Annotated in this window: 12 protein-coding genes; 9 read left to right on the top strand and 3 right to left on the bottom strand. The window is 70.7% G+C overall.

Features of this window, described 5'->3' with window-relative positions; translation table 11 throughout:
* Nucleotides 1-7 precede the first annotated feature (7 nt).
* Nucleotides 8-1,075: a beta family protein gene (locus tag IW248_RS19580; RefSeq protein ID WP_196928149.1), complete on the bottom strand. Its 1,068-nt coding sequence runs from the start codon at nucleotides 1,073-1,075 to the stop codon at nucleotides 8-10.
* Between the two features lie 91 nt (nucleotides 1,076-1,166).
* Here IW248_RS19580 and IW248_RS19575 point away from each other — a divergent pair, with 91 nt between their 5' ends.
* From IW248_RS19575 to IW248_RS19560, 4 genes are all read left to right on the top strand, one after another.
* Nucleotides 1,167-2,045, top strand: coding sequence for a sulfotransferase domain-containing protein (locus IW248_RS19575; protein ID WP_196928148.1), 879 nt, complete (start codon nucleotides 1,167-1,169; stop codon nucleotides 2,043-2,045).
* Between the two features lie 243 nt (nucleotides 2,046-2,288).
* Nucleotides 2,289-2,681, top strand: a complete 393-nt coding sequence (locus IW248_RS19570) for a cupin domain-containing protein (protein WP_091397116.1) — start codon at nucleotides 2,289-2,291, stop codon at nucleotides 2,679-2,681.
* 43 nt (nucleotides 2,682-2,724) lie between these two features.
* Nucleotides 2,725-4,524 (top strand): glycoside hydrolase family 15 protein, encoded by a 1,800-nt coding sequence (locus tag IW248_RS19565; RefSeq protein WP_196928147.1) that lies wholly within the window; start codon nucleotides 2,725-2,727, stop codon nucleotides 4,522-4,524.
* Between the two features lie 257 nt (nucleotides 4,525-4,781).
* Nucleotides 4,782-6,152, top strand: a complete 1,371-nt coding sequence (locus IW248_RS19560) for a pectate lyase (protein WP_196928146.1) — start codon at nucleotides 4,782-4,784, stop codon at nucleotides 6,150-6,152.
* A gap of 51 nt (nucleotides 6,153-6,203) precedes the next feature.
* Here the strand turns inward: IW248_RS19560 and IW248_RS19555 are convergent, their stop codons facing one another.
* On the bottom strand, nucleotides 6,204-7,394 hold the full coding sequence (locus IW248_RS19555; protein ID WP_196928145.1) for a threonine synthase: 1,191 nt from the start codon (nucleotides 7,392-7,394) through the stop codon (nucleotides 6,204-6,206).
* Between the two features lie 128 nt (nucleotides 7,395-7,522).
* Between IW248_RS19555 and IW248_RS19550 the strand changes: the two genes are divergently transcribed.
* The 3 genes from IW248_RS19550 (at nucleotide 7,523) to IW248_RS19540 (ending at nucleotide 9,558) form a co-directional block, all read left to right on the top strand.
* A complete protein-coding gene (locus IW248_RS19550) occupies nucleotides 7,523-8,311 on the top strand; it encodes an aldo/keto reductase (RefSeq protein ID WP_196928144.1) in 789 nt (262 codons plus the stop codon).
* A gap of 125 nt (nucleotides 8,312-8,436) precedes the next feature.
* Nucleotides 8,437-8,589 carry a hypothetical protein gene (locus IW248_RS19545; protein WP_196928143.1) on the top strand — a complete coding sequence of 51 codons (153 nt, stop codon included), beginning with the start codon at nucleotides 8,437-8,439 and terminating at the stop codon, nucleotides 8,587-8,589.
* A gap of 81 nt (nucleotides 8,590-8,670) precedes the next feature.
* Entirely contained in the window at nucleotides 8,671-9,558 is an 888-nt protein-coding gene (locus tag IW248_RS19540) for a golvesin C-terminal-like domain-containing protein (protein ID WP_231396358.1), read from the top strand.
* 56 nt (nucleotides 9,559-9,614) lie between these two features.
* Here the strand turns inward: IW248_RS19540 and IW248_RS19535 are convergent, their stop codons facing one another.
* The gene (locus IW248_RS19535; protein ID WP_196928142.1) at nucleotides 9,615-10,727 is read right to left on the bottom strand and encodes a glycoside hydrolase family 12 protein; all 1,113 of its coding nucleotides are present in this window, start codon (nucleotides 10,725-10,727) and stop codon (nucleotides 9,615-9,617) included.
* A 298-nt stretch (nucleotides 10,728-11,025) separates the two neighbouring features.
* Here IW248_RS19535 and IW248_RS19530 point away from each other — a divergent pair, with 298 nt between their 5' ends.
* Both IW248_RS19530 and ctaD read left to right on the top strand, forming a co-directional pair.
* Nucleotides 11,026-12,132: an FAD-dependent monooxygenase gene (locus IW248_RS19530; protein WP_196928141.1), complete on the top strand. Its 1,107-nt coding sequence runs from the start codon at nucleotides 11,026-11,028 to the stop codon at nucleotides 12,130-12,132.
* Nucleotides 12,133-12,262: 130 nt separating this feature from the next.
* Nucleotides 12,263-14,023 (top strand): aa3-type cytochrome oxidase subunit I, encoded by a 1,761-nt coding sequence (gene ctaD, locus IW248_RS19525; protein ID WP_196928140.1) that lies wholly within the window; start codon nucleotides 12,263-12,265, stop codon nucleotides 14,021-14,023.
* Nucleotides 14,024-14,205 lie beyond the last annotated feature (182 nt).

Raw genomic sequence — 14,205 nt, 5'->3', positions numbered from 1 at the left:
CCCGCCCTCACCGCAGCGGTCGCCCCCGCTGCGGTGGACCCTGCCCGGGGTGCCACCGCGGCGTGCCATCGCCGGCCGGATGCAACAGCGTGGTGAGCACATGGGCCAGGTGGTGCGAGGTGCTCCACGCCGCCCAGTTGGCGGTCGAGCCGGCGCCGGCGCCCCGGCGAGCCCGGCGCAGCAGCTCATGGTCACCCCAGGAGAAGGCCGCCCCGGTCGTTGGCCAGTGGGACGCCGACACCAGCGTGCGACACAGGTCCGCGAACCGGTCGTCGCCCCGGCCGCCGCGTCGCGCCCAGCGGTAGACCCACCAACTGCCGTCGTCGGTGTATCGCACGGTCGGCAACCGGTCTCCGGGGTCGCCGGTGCCCGGCGCTGCCGGGTGGACGCCGTAGTCGCCGTAGTCGACCCCGGCGTCGGCCAGTCGTCGCCACAGCTGCCAGTCCCAACGGTCCAGCTGGACCGGCTCGTCGGTGGGCAACCGGGACAGCGTCGGTGGCATGCCGCCCGCCGCGACCGTCACCGATCGCCAGGCGTGTCGGCGCGCCCAGTCCAGCAGGTGGCGTACCCGCGGCTCGGCGGTCCGCACGTCCGCCGGGCAGCACACGTCCCCCGCGTCCACCAGCAGGTCGCACTCCTCGGGAGCGAGGTCGGTGAACCGCCAGATCCGTTCCACGGCTGTGGTGCTCGCGTCCGGCCCGGCCCGGTCCTGGCCGGCCCGCAGCCGGATGAGCGCGCGCCGGCCGTACGCCCGCGCCGCCGCGCCGTGCGCGACCAGCCGGTGGTCGCTCTCCGTGAGCCCGATAACCGGCACCACAGGTACGCCCCAGCGGGTCAGCTCCGCCTCGGGGATGTCGGGCAGCGCGCTGACGTCGATGGCGGGCAGCAGCCCGGCGGGCAGTCGGCGAATGGCATCCATCGTGGACCGATCGATCGCCCCGACCTCCAGGATCGGGGCGACAAGCGCGGCGTACGCGGGATCGAGGTGGATCAGGGCCTCAAGCTCGCCCCGTCGGTTGGCGAGGATGGGGCGGTAGACCGGTGCCGCCGCCCGGCCCCCGTGGGCGGGCACCATACTTCAATCTAGCCAGACGTACGCGTATGCCCCAGGAATGTAAGCCCGAATTCGGCTGCTGCGCTGTCGGTTCGACGACTACGATCCCCCGATGCTCACGCCACGCCACAGTTACCGGTCCGACGAAGAGGACAGCGCGCGGTGGACCGATTTCCCGTTCCGCGACGGCGACATCGTGATCAGCACCCGGTCCAAGAGTGGCACCACCTGGATGCAGATGATCTGTGCGCTCCTGGTGCTGGGCACCCCGGAGCTGCCGGCGCCGCTGACCGTCCTGTCGCCGTGGCTGGACTGGCTGGGTGAGCCGCAGGGCACTGTGTACGACCGGCTGGCCGCCCAGCCGCACCGGCGGTTCATCAAGACGCACACACCGCTGGACGGCGTGCCGCTCCACCCCCGGGTGCACTACGTGGTGGTGGCCCGGCACCCGTTGGACATGGCGGTCTCCCTCTATCACCAGAGCGCCAACCTGGACCGGGAACGCATCGCCGAGCTGACCGGCCAACCCGCCCCGACCGGTCCACCCCGAGAGCGGCCCGCGGTGCGGGATTGGTTGCCGAGCTGGGTCGACCAGGAGGTGGATCCCCGCGCCGAGCTGGATTCGCTGCCCGGGGTGCTGCTGCACCTGAGCGACGCGTGGGCCCGCCGGCACGAGCCGAACGTCGAGTTGGTGCACTACGACGACCTGCTGGCCGATCTGGGCGGTGAGATGCGCCGGCTCGCCGACCTGTGGAAACTCCCGAGCCCGGCGCCGGAGTTGGTGGAGGCCGCCACCTTCGGTCGGATGCGGGAGCGCGCCGACCGGCTCGCACCGGACACGCTCGGGGTGCTGCGTGACCGGCAGGCATTCTTTCGCCGGGGAGGCTCGGGGCAGGGCCGCGACCTGCTGGACGACGCCGCGCGGGCCCGGTATGAGGCGAGGGCGGCGACGCTGGCCCCGCCCGACCTGCTCACCTGGCTGCACCGCTAGGTCCGCCAGGCACACAAGAGCGCGCGGCGCCGCTCCGTGATTGGAACGTCGCCGCGCTCTGGCCGTCTCCCACCATCGCAGCCGTTCGGCGGTACGCCGGCAGGGACCTGGCTCGACCGGCCGTTCGTGCCGGTCCGCTTCTCGATCCCCGGTCCGCGCGGATCCAAACCCGCTGACCGTGGGGAATTCCACCATCCGCGAGTCCCGGCGTGGCACGCCGCCCAACGGGGTATGAGCGTGGACATGGAGCATTTCACTATCGCGACTGTCGCCGAGAAGAGCCCGGATTTCCGGCGGGTGCTGTGGACCGGTGAGCACACCCAGCTGGTCATCATGACCATCCCCGCCGATGGGGAGATCGGCGAGGAGGTGCACGAGGACATCGACCAGATCCTGACCTTCGTCAGCGGCGTCGGCGAGGCCCGAGTTGCCGGCGCCAAGCGGAAGGTCGTCGCGGGCGACCTGGTCGTGGTGCCGGCCGGCACCAAGCACAACTTCGTCAACACCGGCCCCAACCCGCTGGTGCTGTACACGGTCTACGGGCCACCGGAGCACGCCGACAAGGCCGTGCACAAGACCAAGGAAGAGGCCGACGCGGCCGAGGCGGCGGGCGAGGACGAGCCACCGACCGAGTGATCGCCTCCGGCCTGATTGGGGCCGATGCGGGTACCCCCGGCGGGTGGAGCAGCAGCCGCAGATCTCCGACTACGGGTTCCTCTCGGACTCTCGTTCGGGTGCCCTGGTCGGCAAGGACGGCTCGATCGACTGGTGGTGCCCGCACCGGTTCGACGGGGCGTCCGTGTTCGCGCGGTTGCTCGACCCGGGAGCCGGCCACTTTCGGCTCGCGCCGGTAGGGGTCGGCGGCCCGGGTTACCGGGTGGAGCGCGCGTACCTGCCGGACACGCTGGTGCTGCGGACGGTGCACCACACGCCGCACGGCAGCGTGGCGGTCACCGACGCGCTGGCCGCGGAGGTCGGCGCCCGCGCTCACGAGTTGGGCAAGAACTCGCCCGCCGTGCTGATCCGGGTGGTCGAAGGGCTGTCCGGGCGGGTCCGGATGGCGCTGGACTTCGCGCCCCGCCCGGAGTACGGCCTGCTCACGCCATACCTGCATGAGCAGGCGGACGGCGGGGTGCTGGCCGGCGCCGGCCCGGTGGTGCTGATGTTGCGCGCCGGGGGTCTGCACCTGCGGGCGGGCAGGGACCGGGTGACTCACGAGTTCGAGGTCTCCGCCGGTCAGGTGATCGGGATGGACCTCGCGTTCGGCGAGGCGTACGGCGAGCCGCCGGCCCGGGTGGACCCGCTGACCACCCTCGCCGAGACCACGGAGGCGTGGCAGGCGTTCCGGGAGACGCACGGGTACTCCGGCCGCTACCCCGAACTCGTCAAGCACAGCGCGACGGTCCTGACCGGCCTCACGTACGCCCGCAGTGGCGCGGTCGCCGCCGCGCTGACGTCCTCGCTGCCGGAGCAGATCGGCGGCGACCGGAACTACGACTACCGGTACTCCTGGCTGCGGGACTTCTCGTTGACGATGCGGGCGCTCTGGGTGGCGGCCTGCCCCGACGAGACGTCCCGGCTGTTCGCCTGGGCGACCCGCTCGATCGGCCGGTTCGGCGATGAGCCGGTCCCGGTGCTCTTCGGGGTGGAGGGCGAGCGGGACATCTCCGAGCACCACTGCAACCACCTGCGCGGCTACCGCGACAGCCGACCCGTGCGGGTCGGCAACGACGCGTGGCGGCAGCGGCAGCTCGATGTGCCGGGTGAGGTGATGTCGGCGGTGTGGCGGCTGCGCGACTACCTCGGCGTGAGGTTCGAGGACGAGTTGCGGGAGATGGTTCTCGGGCTGACCGAGCAGGTGGCCGCGACGTGGCAGCTGCCGGACCGGGGCATCTGGGAGACCCGCGACGAGGAGCGCCACTACGTCTCGTCCAAGGTGTCCTGCTGGCTGACGATGGACCGGGCGGTGGGGCTCGCCGACCGGCTCGGCGATCGGGCCGACCCGGGCCGCTGGGCCCGGGTGCGTGACGAGATCCGCGACACAGTGCTGCGGGAGGGGTGGAACGACCGGATCGGGGCGTTCACCGGCGCGTTCGGATCGGCGGAGCTGGACGCCTCGGTGCTGGCCCTGCCGGTCACGCACTTCCTGCCGGCCACCGACCCGCGGATGCGCTCGACCATCGCGATGGTCGAGCGCGAGTTGGGCACCGAGGACGGCCTGCTGCGGCGCTGGACGACCGACCCGGCCGGCTTCCTGCTGTGCTCGTTCTGGTTGGTGGAGTGCCTGGTGATGACGGGTGAGCAGCAGCGGGCCGAGGCGCTCTTCGAGCGGGTCGTCGGGTACTCCAACGACGTGGGGCTGTTCAGCGAGCAGATCGACCTGACCACCGGGATGCAACTCGGCAACACGCCGCAGGCGCTCTCACACATCGGGTTGATCAACGCGGCCTGGCGGATCACCGAGCCGGACAGCTACTGATCGGTCGGCGTTCCGTCCCGGCCGGAATCCTGCAACAGACCTGCAAACGCCAGGCATTGACGTTTATGGTTGCGCAGTCCTAGCCTCGAAGTATCGGGAAAGCCCTTTCCCCAGGGTTTTGGTCCCGCTTCACCCCGCTTCGGATCCGGGCGTCCGGCGGGGGCGCACACCGATCCCGTTCAGCGCAGCACGCCGTGCCGACACGTCTCGGTACGGCCGCCGCGGGATCACCACCACATGCGTCAAGGAGGACACCTGTGCAGAAAAGACGACTCTCCGGCCGCCGACCACTCCTGCTGGCGGTGGGTGCCGGCGTGACAGTGGCCGCCCTCGCCGCCGGTATGACCTCGGCCTTCGCGGCCACCGTCTTCAGCGACGACTTCACCGACGGCAACACCTCCGGCTGGTCCAAGTCCGGTGGCACCTGGACCGTCGACGGGTCGGGCGTGCTCAACCAGTCCAACACCGGCAGCGAGCTGGCCCGGCAGTTCGCCGGACAGACCAGTTGGACCAACTACTCCGTGCAGGCCCGGGTCCGGCCGACGAGCTTCGGCTCGTCCAGCGCCCTGGTCGGGCTCGCCGCCCGCTCCACCAGCAGCACCAAGATGTACCGGCTGGCCCTGCTCGGCTCCGGCCGGGCCGAACTCCAGGCGGTCAACGGCAGCTCCGTCACGGCCATCGGTTCCGCCTCGCTCGGTATCGGCGCCGGCACCTGGTACAACCTGCGCATCGAGACCAGCGGCAGCACCATCCGCGGCTTCGTCAACGGCACCCAGATCGCGTCCGGCAGCAACAGCCTGGCCGGCGCCGGCCGGATCGGCCTGGTCACCGCGTACGCCAGCGGCGGCTTCGACGACGTGGTGGTCGACTCGTCCGGCGGCGGCACCCCGACCACACCGCCACCGACGACCACTCCGCCACCGACGACCACTCCGCCGCCGACCACCACACCTCCGCCGGCTGGTTGGCCGACGCCCACCGGCAGCCAGAAGGTGGACGCCACGATCCCGGTCTCCGGCACGTTCGACGGTGGGCTCAAGCGCTACTACGGCATCGGTGACGGCGGGCAGAGCGAGAGCCAGGACCCGATGTTCGAGCTGGCCGCCGGCGCCACCCTGCGCAACGTCATCATCGGGGCCCCGGCCGGCGACGGCGTGCACTGCGAGGGCAACTGCACCCTGATCAACGTCTGGTGGGAGGACGTCGGCGAGGACGCGGCGACCTTCCGCGGCGGCACCACGTACACCGTCGACGGCGGCGGGGCCCGCTCCGCCAGTGACAAGGTCTTCCAGCACAACGGCTCGGGCACCGTCTACATCAAGAACTTCCGGGTGGAGAACGCCGGCAAGCTCTACCGCGCCTGCGGTAACTGCTCCACCTCGTACCAGCGGCACGTGGTGATCGACAACGTGACCGTCCAGAACACCGACGCGATCGCCGGCATCAACACCAACTGGGGCGACACCGCCCGGTTCAGCCGGATCACCATCGTCGGCGACCCGGACCGGGAGACCTCGATCTGCGTGAAGTACAAGGGCGTGCCGAAGGGCAGTGAGCCGACCGAGATCGGCGAGGGCGCCGACGGCGTCAACTGCCTCTACTCGCCCTCGGACATCTCCTACCAGTAGGCCGGCACGGCGGCACCCCGCGGACCGCCCGGTCCGCGGGGTGCTGCCACGTCACCCCATCAGGGGTACGCCGGAGACGTCGACAGTGTCCGGATACTTCAGCCCGGCGCCGGTGTTGAGCACCACCACCCGCTCGCCGGCCCGGATCCACCCGCCGGCGCGCAGTTGCCGTGCCGCCGTGAGGCAGGCCGCCCCCTCCGGGCAGAGCAGCAACCCCTCCCGGGCGGCGAAGTCCCGCAGGTCGGCCAGGATGTCCGCGTCGTCGACGGCGACGGCCGTGCCGGAGGACTCCCGCAGCGCCGCCAGGATCAGCTCGTCGCCCAGCGGGGCCGGCACGGTGATGCCGAACGCCACGGTGTGCGCGTCCGCCCACGGCTGCGCCCGATCCTCGCCTGCGGCGAACGCCCGCACGATCGGCGCGCAGCCGGTGGACTGCACCGCCACCAGCCGGGGCAGCTTGTCACCGATCCAGCCCAGCTCGCGCAGCTCGTGCAGCGCCTTGTGGATGCCGATCAGGCCGACGCCGCCGCCGGTCGGATAGATGATCACGTCCGGCGTCTGCCAGCCGAGCTGCTCGACGATCTCGTACCCCATCGTCTTCTTGCCCTCCAGCCGGTAGGGCTCGCGCAGCGTGCCGGCGTCGAAGATCGCCCCGTTCGACTCCGCGATCAGCTCGGCCACCCGCCGTCCGGCGTCGCCGATCAGCCCGTCGATCAGACGCAGGTCGGCGCCGGCGGCGACGCACTCGCGCCGGCAGATGCTCGGCGCCTCCAGCGGCATGACGATTGTCGCGCCCATCCCGGCCCGCGCGGCGTACGTGGCCCAGGCCGACCCGGCGTTGCCGTTGGTGGGCATCGCGATCCGCTCGACGCCCAGCTCGCGGGCCCGGCTCACCCCGACCGCCGCGCCCCGGGCCTTGAACGAGCCGGTCGGGATCAGCCCCTCGTCCTTGACCATCAGGTCCGTGATGCCGATCTCGGCGCCGTACGCCGGGGTGCGCAACAGCGGCGTCCAGCCCTCGCCCAGCGTCGTGACGTGCCGAGGGTCGGCGACCGGCAGCAGCTCCCGGTAGCGCCACAGGTCGGCCGGGCGCAGCGGAAAGCGTTCCGGGGTGACCGCCTTCGCCACGGCCGGCAGGTCGTAGCGGGCCAGCAGCGGCGAACCGCACTCGCAGAGGTTCTGCAACCGGTCGGCGGCGTGCTCCTTGCCGCAGCGCGGGCAGTCCAGGTGGGTCAGGTACACGTCGCTCCTCGCCGTCACACCGCGTCGATGCGGAGTCTGCCAGTGCGTACCGGCCAAGACCAGCCGCTGGGTGCCGGAGTGTCCGGTTCGCTCGGCGGTCGGGGCTGCGGCGGGGTAGAACGGACCTCATGGACCTCACCGACCAGCCCACCGCCCTGCTCCCCGGTGACGTGCGGATGCCCCTGCTCGGCTTCGGCACCTGGCAGGCCACCGGCCAGGCCGGGTACGACGCCGTGCTGGCCGCGCTCGACACCGGCTACCGGCACCTCGACACCGCCACGGTGTACGGCAACGAGCGGGAGGTCGGCCGGGCGGTGCGGGAGAGCGGGCTGCGTCGGGAGGATCTCTTCATCACCACCAAGCTCCCGCCGGACCGGGTGGGCCGGGAGCGCGCGACGCTGGAGGCCAGCCTGGAGGCGCTCGGCGTCGAGTACGTCGACCTCTGGCTGATCCACTGGCCGCCGTCGTCGCCGGGGGACAGCATCCCGCTCTGGCGCGAGTTGCTCGCCGCCCGCGACGAGAACCTCGCTCGCGCGGTCGGGGTGAGCAACTACAGCACCGCGGAGATCGACGAGCTGATCCAGTCCACCGAGGAGAACCCGGCGGTCAACCAGATCCGGTGGAGCCCGTCGCTGTACGACAGGCAGCGGCACGCCGAGCACCGGGACCGGGGCGTGGTGCTGGAGGGGTACAGCCCGTTCAAGACCAGCGATCTCAGTGACCCGGTGCTGACCAGGATCGCCAGCGCGCACGGCGTCTCCCCGGCACAGGTGGTGCTGCGTTGGCACATCGACCACGAGATCGTGGTGATCCCGAAGTCGGTGACCCCGGAGCGGATCACCGCCAACTTCGACATCTTCCACTTCTCCCTCACGGCCGAGGAGATGCGCGACATCGACGCGCTCGGCGAGGTCTGAACCGGCGAATTCCTTCAGCCATCGACGCAGTGGTGAAGGGTATCGACATCGACGTACGTGACGGTATAACGTCCCGTCATCACGTTCGTCGATCCGTTCGTACCCGCCGTCGCTGGAGGATCGCCATGGCCCGAACCCCGTCCATCCGTCTGCCCCGCCGTGGGGTGCTCGGCATCCCCGCCCTGGTGGTCGCCGCGCTGACCGTCGTCACCCGACCCGCCCCCGCGAGCGCCGCGCCGAAGGCCGAGTGCCTCGCCGACCTGCTTCGGGACGCCTGATGGCGACGATTCCCTGGCTGGTGGACGTGCTGCGCGCCGCCGGGGTCCAGGTCGTGGTCGAGGGGGACTGGCTCAACCGGGATGCGACCCGGCTCCTTCGACCCGATCGGGGTGCTCTGGCACCACACCGCCTCGACCTCCAGCGCCAGCAACCCGCACCCGGCGCTCGGCATCTGCATCAACGGCCGGTCCGACCTGCCGGGCCCGCTGTGCCAGGCGCTCGTCGACTACAACGGTGTCTTCCACGTCATCTCCGCCGGCCGGTGCAACCACGCCGGCGTCAGCGGCGGCAGCGGGCCGATCCCGGCGGGGGACGGCAACACCCTGATGATCGGGTGGGAGATCGACTACAACGGCGTCAGCCAGGAGATGACAAGCGCGCAGTACAGCGCGTCGCTCGCCGCCACGGCCGCCGTGCTCACCCGGCTCGGCCGGGACAGCAGCTACGCCCGGGGCCACCGGGAGACCAGCACGACCGGCAAGATCGACCCATCCTTCATCGACCTGAACGTCATGCGCGCCGACGTGGCGGCGAGAATGGCCGGCGGCGGCGGCACGGCCTGGTCCTCGACGGTGGACAACACCACAAGCGGTCGGTTCACCGCCAGTGCCAACTGGGGCGTGTCGTCGTACTCCAGTCAGCGCTACGGCGCCGACTACCGGTACGCGGACCCGGTCGCCGCCAGCGATGTCGCGTGGTACCGGTTCAACGTCCCGGCCACCGCCAGCTACCGGGTCGAGGCCTGGTGGCCGGCGAACTCGGGCTACAACAGCGCCGCCCCGTACGTCGTCGCCACAAGCGCCGGGAACCAGACCGTTCGGGTCGACCAACGGGCCACCGGCGGGCAGTGGCGGGTTCTCGGCACGTTCACGCTTCCGGCGGGAGACGCCAACCGGGTCGGCGTGAGCCGGTGGAGCAACACCACCGGCCTGGTCATCGCCGACGCCGTACGCCTCACCCGCGTCTGACTCTGATCTTCTGAGTGGTGGGGGCGCGACCGCATGGTCGCACCCCCACCGTCAGTTCACGAGCGGGAGCAGGTTGCCCCGTTGAGCGAGAAGCTGCTCGGGGACGAGTACGACCCGCTCAGCGACCCCTGGTAGCCGAAGCTGGCCGTGCCGCCGGGTGCGACCGACCCGTTGTGGCCGACGTTCCGGGCGGTCACCGTCGACCCGCTCTGGCTCACCGTGGCGTTCCAGGCGCCGGTGACCTGCTGCCCGCCGGGCAGGCTGTAGGCGAGCGTCCAGCCGTTGATCGCGCTGGAGCCGGTGTTGGTGATCTGCACGTCGGCCGTGAAGCCGTTGTTCCACGAGTTCGCCGTGTACTTCACCGCGCAGCTCGCGCCACCGCTCGGCGGCGGGGTGGTGGGCGGCTGGCCGCCACCGTTGACGTTGGCCGAGAACGAGGTCACCGCCAGGCCGGCGCCGCCCTGCCACGGCTCGAAGCCAGCCTGGATGCTGGTCAGGTACCAGGAGTTGGTGATCGCGCCCCGGTTACGGGTGTCGTTGATGAAGTCCAGCACACTGAAGTTCAGGCTGGAGATCGCCGACGACGCGACGTAGGAGATGACGTTGTTGGAGCCGTTGCTGCCCCGCCAGACCTCCCAGGTGCGGCCGGCCAGGTTCGTCGTGCCGACGACCGAGCCGATGGGCTGGATCGGACCCTGCCGGTTGAGCCAGATCATGATTTCCATCTGGTTCACCCCGTCGCGCTTGGGCGACGGGTCCAGCCAGATGTCGTACGACGCGTTGTAGGTGGCGCCGCTGACGTAGCGGTAGGAGATGCTGCTGGTGGCGCTGCTGATCGAACTCACCTGGATCGGCAGGTTCGTGCCGGGGGAGCAGTTGGTGTAGTGACAACCGAAGAACACCGAGGGGTACGCCGTCGGCGCCCCGTTGGTGGGGCTGCTGCCGTTCAGGGTGGTGATCTCGAAGCCGTTGTTTGTGGCATTGATGCACTGCTGGGCGGTGGTGCCCCAGCGGTTGTTCTGCACCACGTAGCGGCCCTGGATGACTGTCGAGCCGTACTGCTCGCAGATCTGGGTGTCGGCGGAGGCGCTGCCGCCGAGGGCCACTGCCACCAGTGAACTGGCGACCAGCAGCCCGGCGGCGGCCAGGGCCCGAAGTTGACGTTTCATGACACTCCTTGACTCGGCGCGTGCCGGGCGCCGGATGTGGTGGGGCAGTGCGGGAGCGCTCCCACGCTCAACGACACATTTACATGTCTGAAACTGGTGCGCAACCGTCCGGGTCGAACTGGTGAATTGTGAGGATTGCCATGCCCCGCCGGACGGTTGCCGACGGACGGCGGCCAAGCGGCGCGGGTCGCCGAGGGGCGTCGGGGTGCGGACCGATTGGGCCTGGTGTGCGAGGATCGCTCCGAGTAGCGTGTTGCCTCCAACGCGTGCCGTTCCCCCTCCGGAGGCGTACACCACCATGGGTGGCTCCCCCCTGCGCATCCTCGTCGTCGGCGCGGGCATCGCCGGCCTGGCCGTAGCCCGGGCGCTGCGCCTGGCGGGTTTCCGGCCCGACGTCACCGACAAGCTGCCACCGGGGGAGTCCACCGAGACTGGTCTCTACCTGCCCGGCAATGCCGCCCGCGCACTACACCGGCTCGACCTGCACGACCCGGTCCGGCCGATCGGGCAGGTGATCCGCCGGCAGCGGTTCTTCGACGCCGCCGGCGCGCAACTCTGCGAGGTCGACCTCGACACCCTCTGGGCCGGCGTCGGCGAATGCCGGGCGCTCCCCCGGGCCGACCTGCACCGGGTGCTGCTCAGCGGCGCCGGCGGCGCCGTCCGACACGGCGCCGAGGTTCGCACCCTGGACCTGCTCCCGGGCGCGGTCGGCGTCACCTTCACCGACGGCACCACCACGGAGTACGACCTGGTCATCGGCGCCGACGGGCCACGCTCCTCGGTCCGTGCCCTGGCCGCGCTCGGTGGGCCGCCGCGCCCGGTCGGGCAGGTGGTCTACCGGGCCGTCCTGCGCGACGGGCCACCGGTCACCGAATGGACCGCGCTGCTCGGCCAGCGCTCCGGCTTCCTCATGGTGCCGATCGGTGCCGGGCGGCTGCACCTCTACGCCGACGAGGCCGGCACAGAGGAACCAGCCGACCCGCTGGCCCGGCTGCGGGACCTCTTCGCCGACTACCGCGGCCCGGTGCCCGAGGTGCTGGCGGCCCTCGACGAGGTGCACGTCGGGATCACCGACGAGGTGGAGTTGGGCCGCTGGTACCGGGGCCGCGTCCTGCTGGTCGGCGACGCCGCGCACGCCACCGCGCCGACGCTGTCCCAGGGTGCGGCAATGGCGTTGGAGGACGCCGTGGTGCTGGCCGAGTCGCTGCGCGCCGCCAACAGCGTGGACGCGGCGCTCGTGGCGTACGAAAGTCGGCGCCGTCCGCGTACCCGATGGGTGCGGGACCGGACCCGGGACCGCAACCGGACCAGGGACGTGCCGCCGGCGCTGCGCGACCCGCTGCTGCGCGGACGCGGCGACCGGATCTTCGGGGATCACTACCGACTTCTGCTCGGCCCGCTGTAGCCCCGTTGTAGATCGTGTCACGCCACCCCACGCGGCGCTGCGACCTGCCGGGGACTATCCTCCTTGCGGATGACGGCCCGCCGATAACCAGCGTGTGCCGAGCGGGACAACCGAGAACCGGAGGCCACTCGTGACCACCGTCGCACCCAAGCCGGTCGTGACCCGGCCCTGGCCGGTCCGGGAGCCGGTCAAGGGGTCGGCCTTCGCGCGGCTGCTGCGAACCACGGACGCGAAACAAATCGGGATCATGTACATGATCACCGCGTTCGTGTTCTTCATGATCGGTGGCCTGATGGCCCTGGTCATGCGGGCAGAGCTGGCCCGACCCGGGCTGCAGTTCCTGTCGCCCGAGCAGTACAACCAGCTCTTCACGATGCACGGCACGATCATGTTGCTGTTCTTCGCGACGCCCATCGTGTTCGCGTTCGCGAACTACATCGTGCCGATCCAGATCGGCGCGCCCGACGTCTCCTTCCCCCGGCTGAACAGCTTCGCCTACTGGCTGTACCTGTTCGGCGGGACGATGGCGACCGCCGGGTTCCTCACCCCGGGCGGCGCCGCTGACTTCGGCTGGTTCGCGTACGCGCCGCTGAGCAGCGTCGAGCACTCGCCCGGCGTCGGCGCCAACATGTGGATCATGGGTCTGGCCATCTCCGGCCTGGGCACCATCCTCGGCGCGGTGAACATGATCACCACCGTGCTGACCCTGCGCGCGCCCGGCATGACCATGTTCCGGATGCCGATCTTCACGTGGAACATCCTGGTCACCAGCCTCCTGGTGATCCTGGTCTTCCCGCTGCTGGCCGCCGCGCTCTTCGCGCTCGCCGCGGACCGCATCCTCGGCGCGCACGTGTACGACCCGGCAACCGGTGGGCCGATGCTCTGGCAGCACCTGTTCTGGTTCTTCGGGCACCCCGAGGTCTACATCGTGGCGTTGCCGTTCTTCGGCATCATCAGCGAGGTCATCCCGGTCTTCTCCCGCAAGCCGATCTTCGGCTACAAGGGTCTGGTCGCCGCGACCGTCGCGATCGCCGCGCTCTCCATGAGCGTCTGGGCGCACCACATGTTCGCCACCGGCCAGGTGCTGCTGCCGTTCTTCAGTTTCCTGAGCTACCTGATCGCCGTGCCGACCGGTATGAAGTTCTTCAACTGGATCGGCACCATGTGGCGGGGCCAGATCAGCTTCGAGACGCCCATGCTCTGGGCGGTCGGCTTCCTGGTCACCTTCCTCTTCGGTGGTCTCACCGGTGTGCTGCTGGCCAGCCCGCCGATCGACTTCCACGTGTCGGACTCGTACTTCGTGGTGGCGCACTTCCACTACGTGCTCTTCGGCACCATCGTGTTCGCGGTCTTCGCGGGCATCTACTTCTGGTTCCCGAAGATGTTCGGCCGGATGCTCGACGAGCGCCTGGGCAAGGTGCACTTCTGGCTCACCATGATCGGCTTCCACACCACCTTCCTGGTGCAGCACTGGCTCGGCAACGAGGGCATGCCCCGCCGGTACGCCGACTACCTGCCCAGCGACGGCTTCACCACGCTGAACACGATCTCCACGATCGGCGCGTTCATCACCGGTATCTCCACGCTGCCGTTCATCTACAACTGCTGGAAGTCGTACAAGACCGGCCCGGTGGTCGAGGTGAACGACCCCTGGGGTCACGGCAACTCGCTGGAGTGGGCGACCAGCAGCCCGCCGCCGCTGCGTAACTTCGACCGGATGCCGCGGATCCGTTCCGAGCGGCCGGCGTTCGACATGAAGTTCCCGGAGTTGGCGGCCGGTGGCCAAAGCCTGGCCGGCCCGCCGGAGGGTGGCGCCAAGCCGCTCACCAGCGAGTCGGACGGCGGAGCCAGCTACCGCGAGGACACCGCGAGCGACGTCGACCGGCACTGACGCTCAAGCCCAGCAGTACGACGGGCGCCGCCCCCGGGACACCCGGGAGCGGCGCCCGTCGCCATGTCCAGCCACTGCCACTCCCGCGTCTCGCCTCGTTCCGGCCGCTCCACGCCGTCTACCGGCGGCCGTGTTCCGCAGCTCCGGCCTGGCTCGGCGTCGGCCCGGCCTGGCTCGGCGTC

It is taken from the genome of Micromonospora ureilytica (genome assembly GCF_015751765.1).
Lineage (GTDB): Bacteria > Actinomycetota > Actinomycetes > Mycobacteriales > Micromonosporaceae > Micromonospora > Micromonospora ureilytica.
This window is presented reverse-complemented; position numbering and strand designations above follow the sequence as displayed.

Excerpts from the sequence above, each read along its gene's own strand:
- IW248_RS19570 (WP_091397116.1), top strand. The coding sequence starts at position 2,289 with ATGGAGCATTTCACTATCGCGACTGTCGCCGAGAAGAGCCCGGATTTC.
- IW248_RS19540 (WP_231396358.1), top strand. The coding sequence starts at position 8,671 with ATGCGACCCGGCTCCTTCGACCCGATCGGGGTGCTCTGGCACCACACC.
- IW248_RS19545 (WP_196928143.1), top strand. The coding sequence starts at position 8,437 with ATGGCCCGAACCCCGTCCATCCGTCTGCCCCGCCGTGGGGTGCTCGGC.
- IW248_RS19575 (WP_196928148.1), top strand. The coding sequence starts at position 1,167 with ATGCTCACGCCACGCCACAGTTACCGGTCCGACGAAGAGGACAGCGCG.
- IW248_RS19550 (WP_196928144.1), top strand. The coding sequence starts at position 7,523 with ATGGACCTCACCGACCAGCCCACCGCCCTGCTCCCCGGTGACGTGCGG.
- IW248_RS19530 (WP_196928141.1), top strand. The coding sequence starts at position 11,026 with ATGGGTGGCTCCCCCCTGCGCATCCTCGTCGTCGGCGCGGGCATCGCC.
- IW248_RS19535 (WP_196928142.1), bottom strand. The coding sequence starts at position 10,727 with ATGAAACGTCAACTTCGGGCCCTGGCCGCCGCCGGGCTGCTGGTCGCC.
- IW248_RS19580 (WP_196928149.1), bottom strand. The coding sequence starts at position 1,075 with ATGGTGCCCGCCCACGGGGGCCGGGCGGCGGCACCGGTCTACCGCCCC.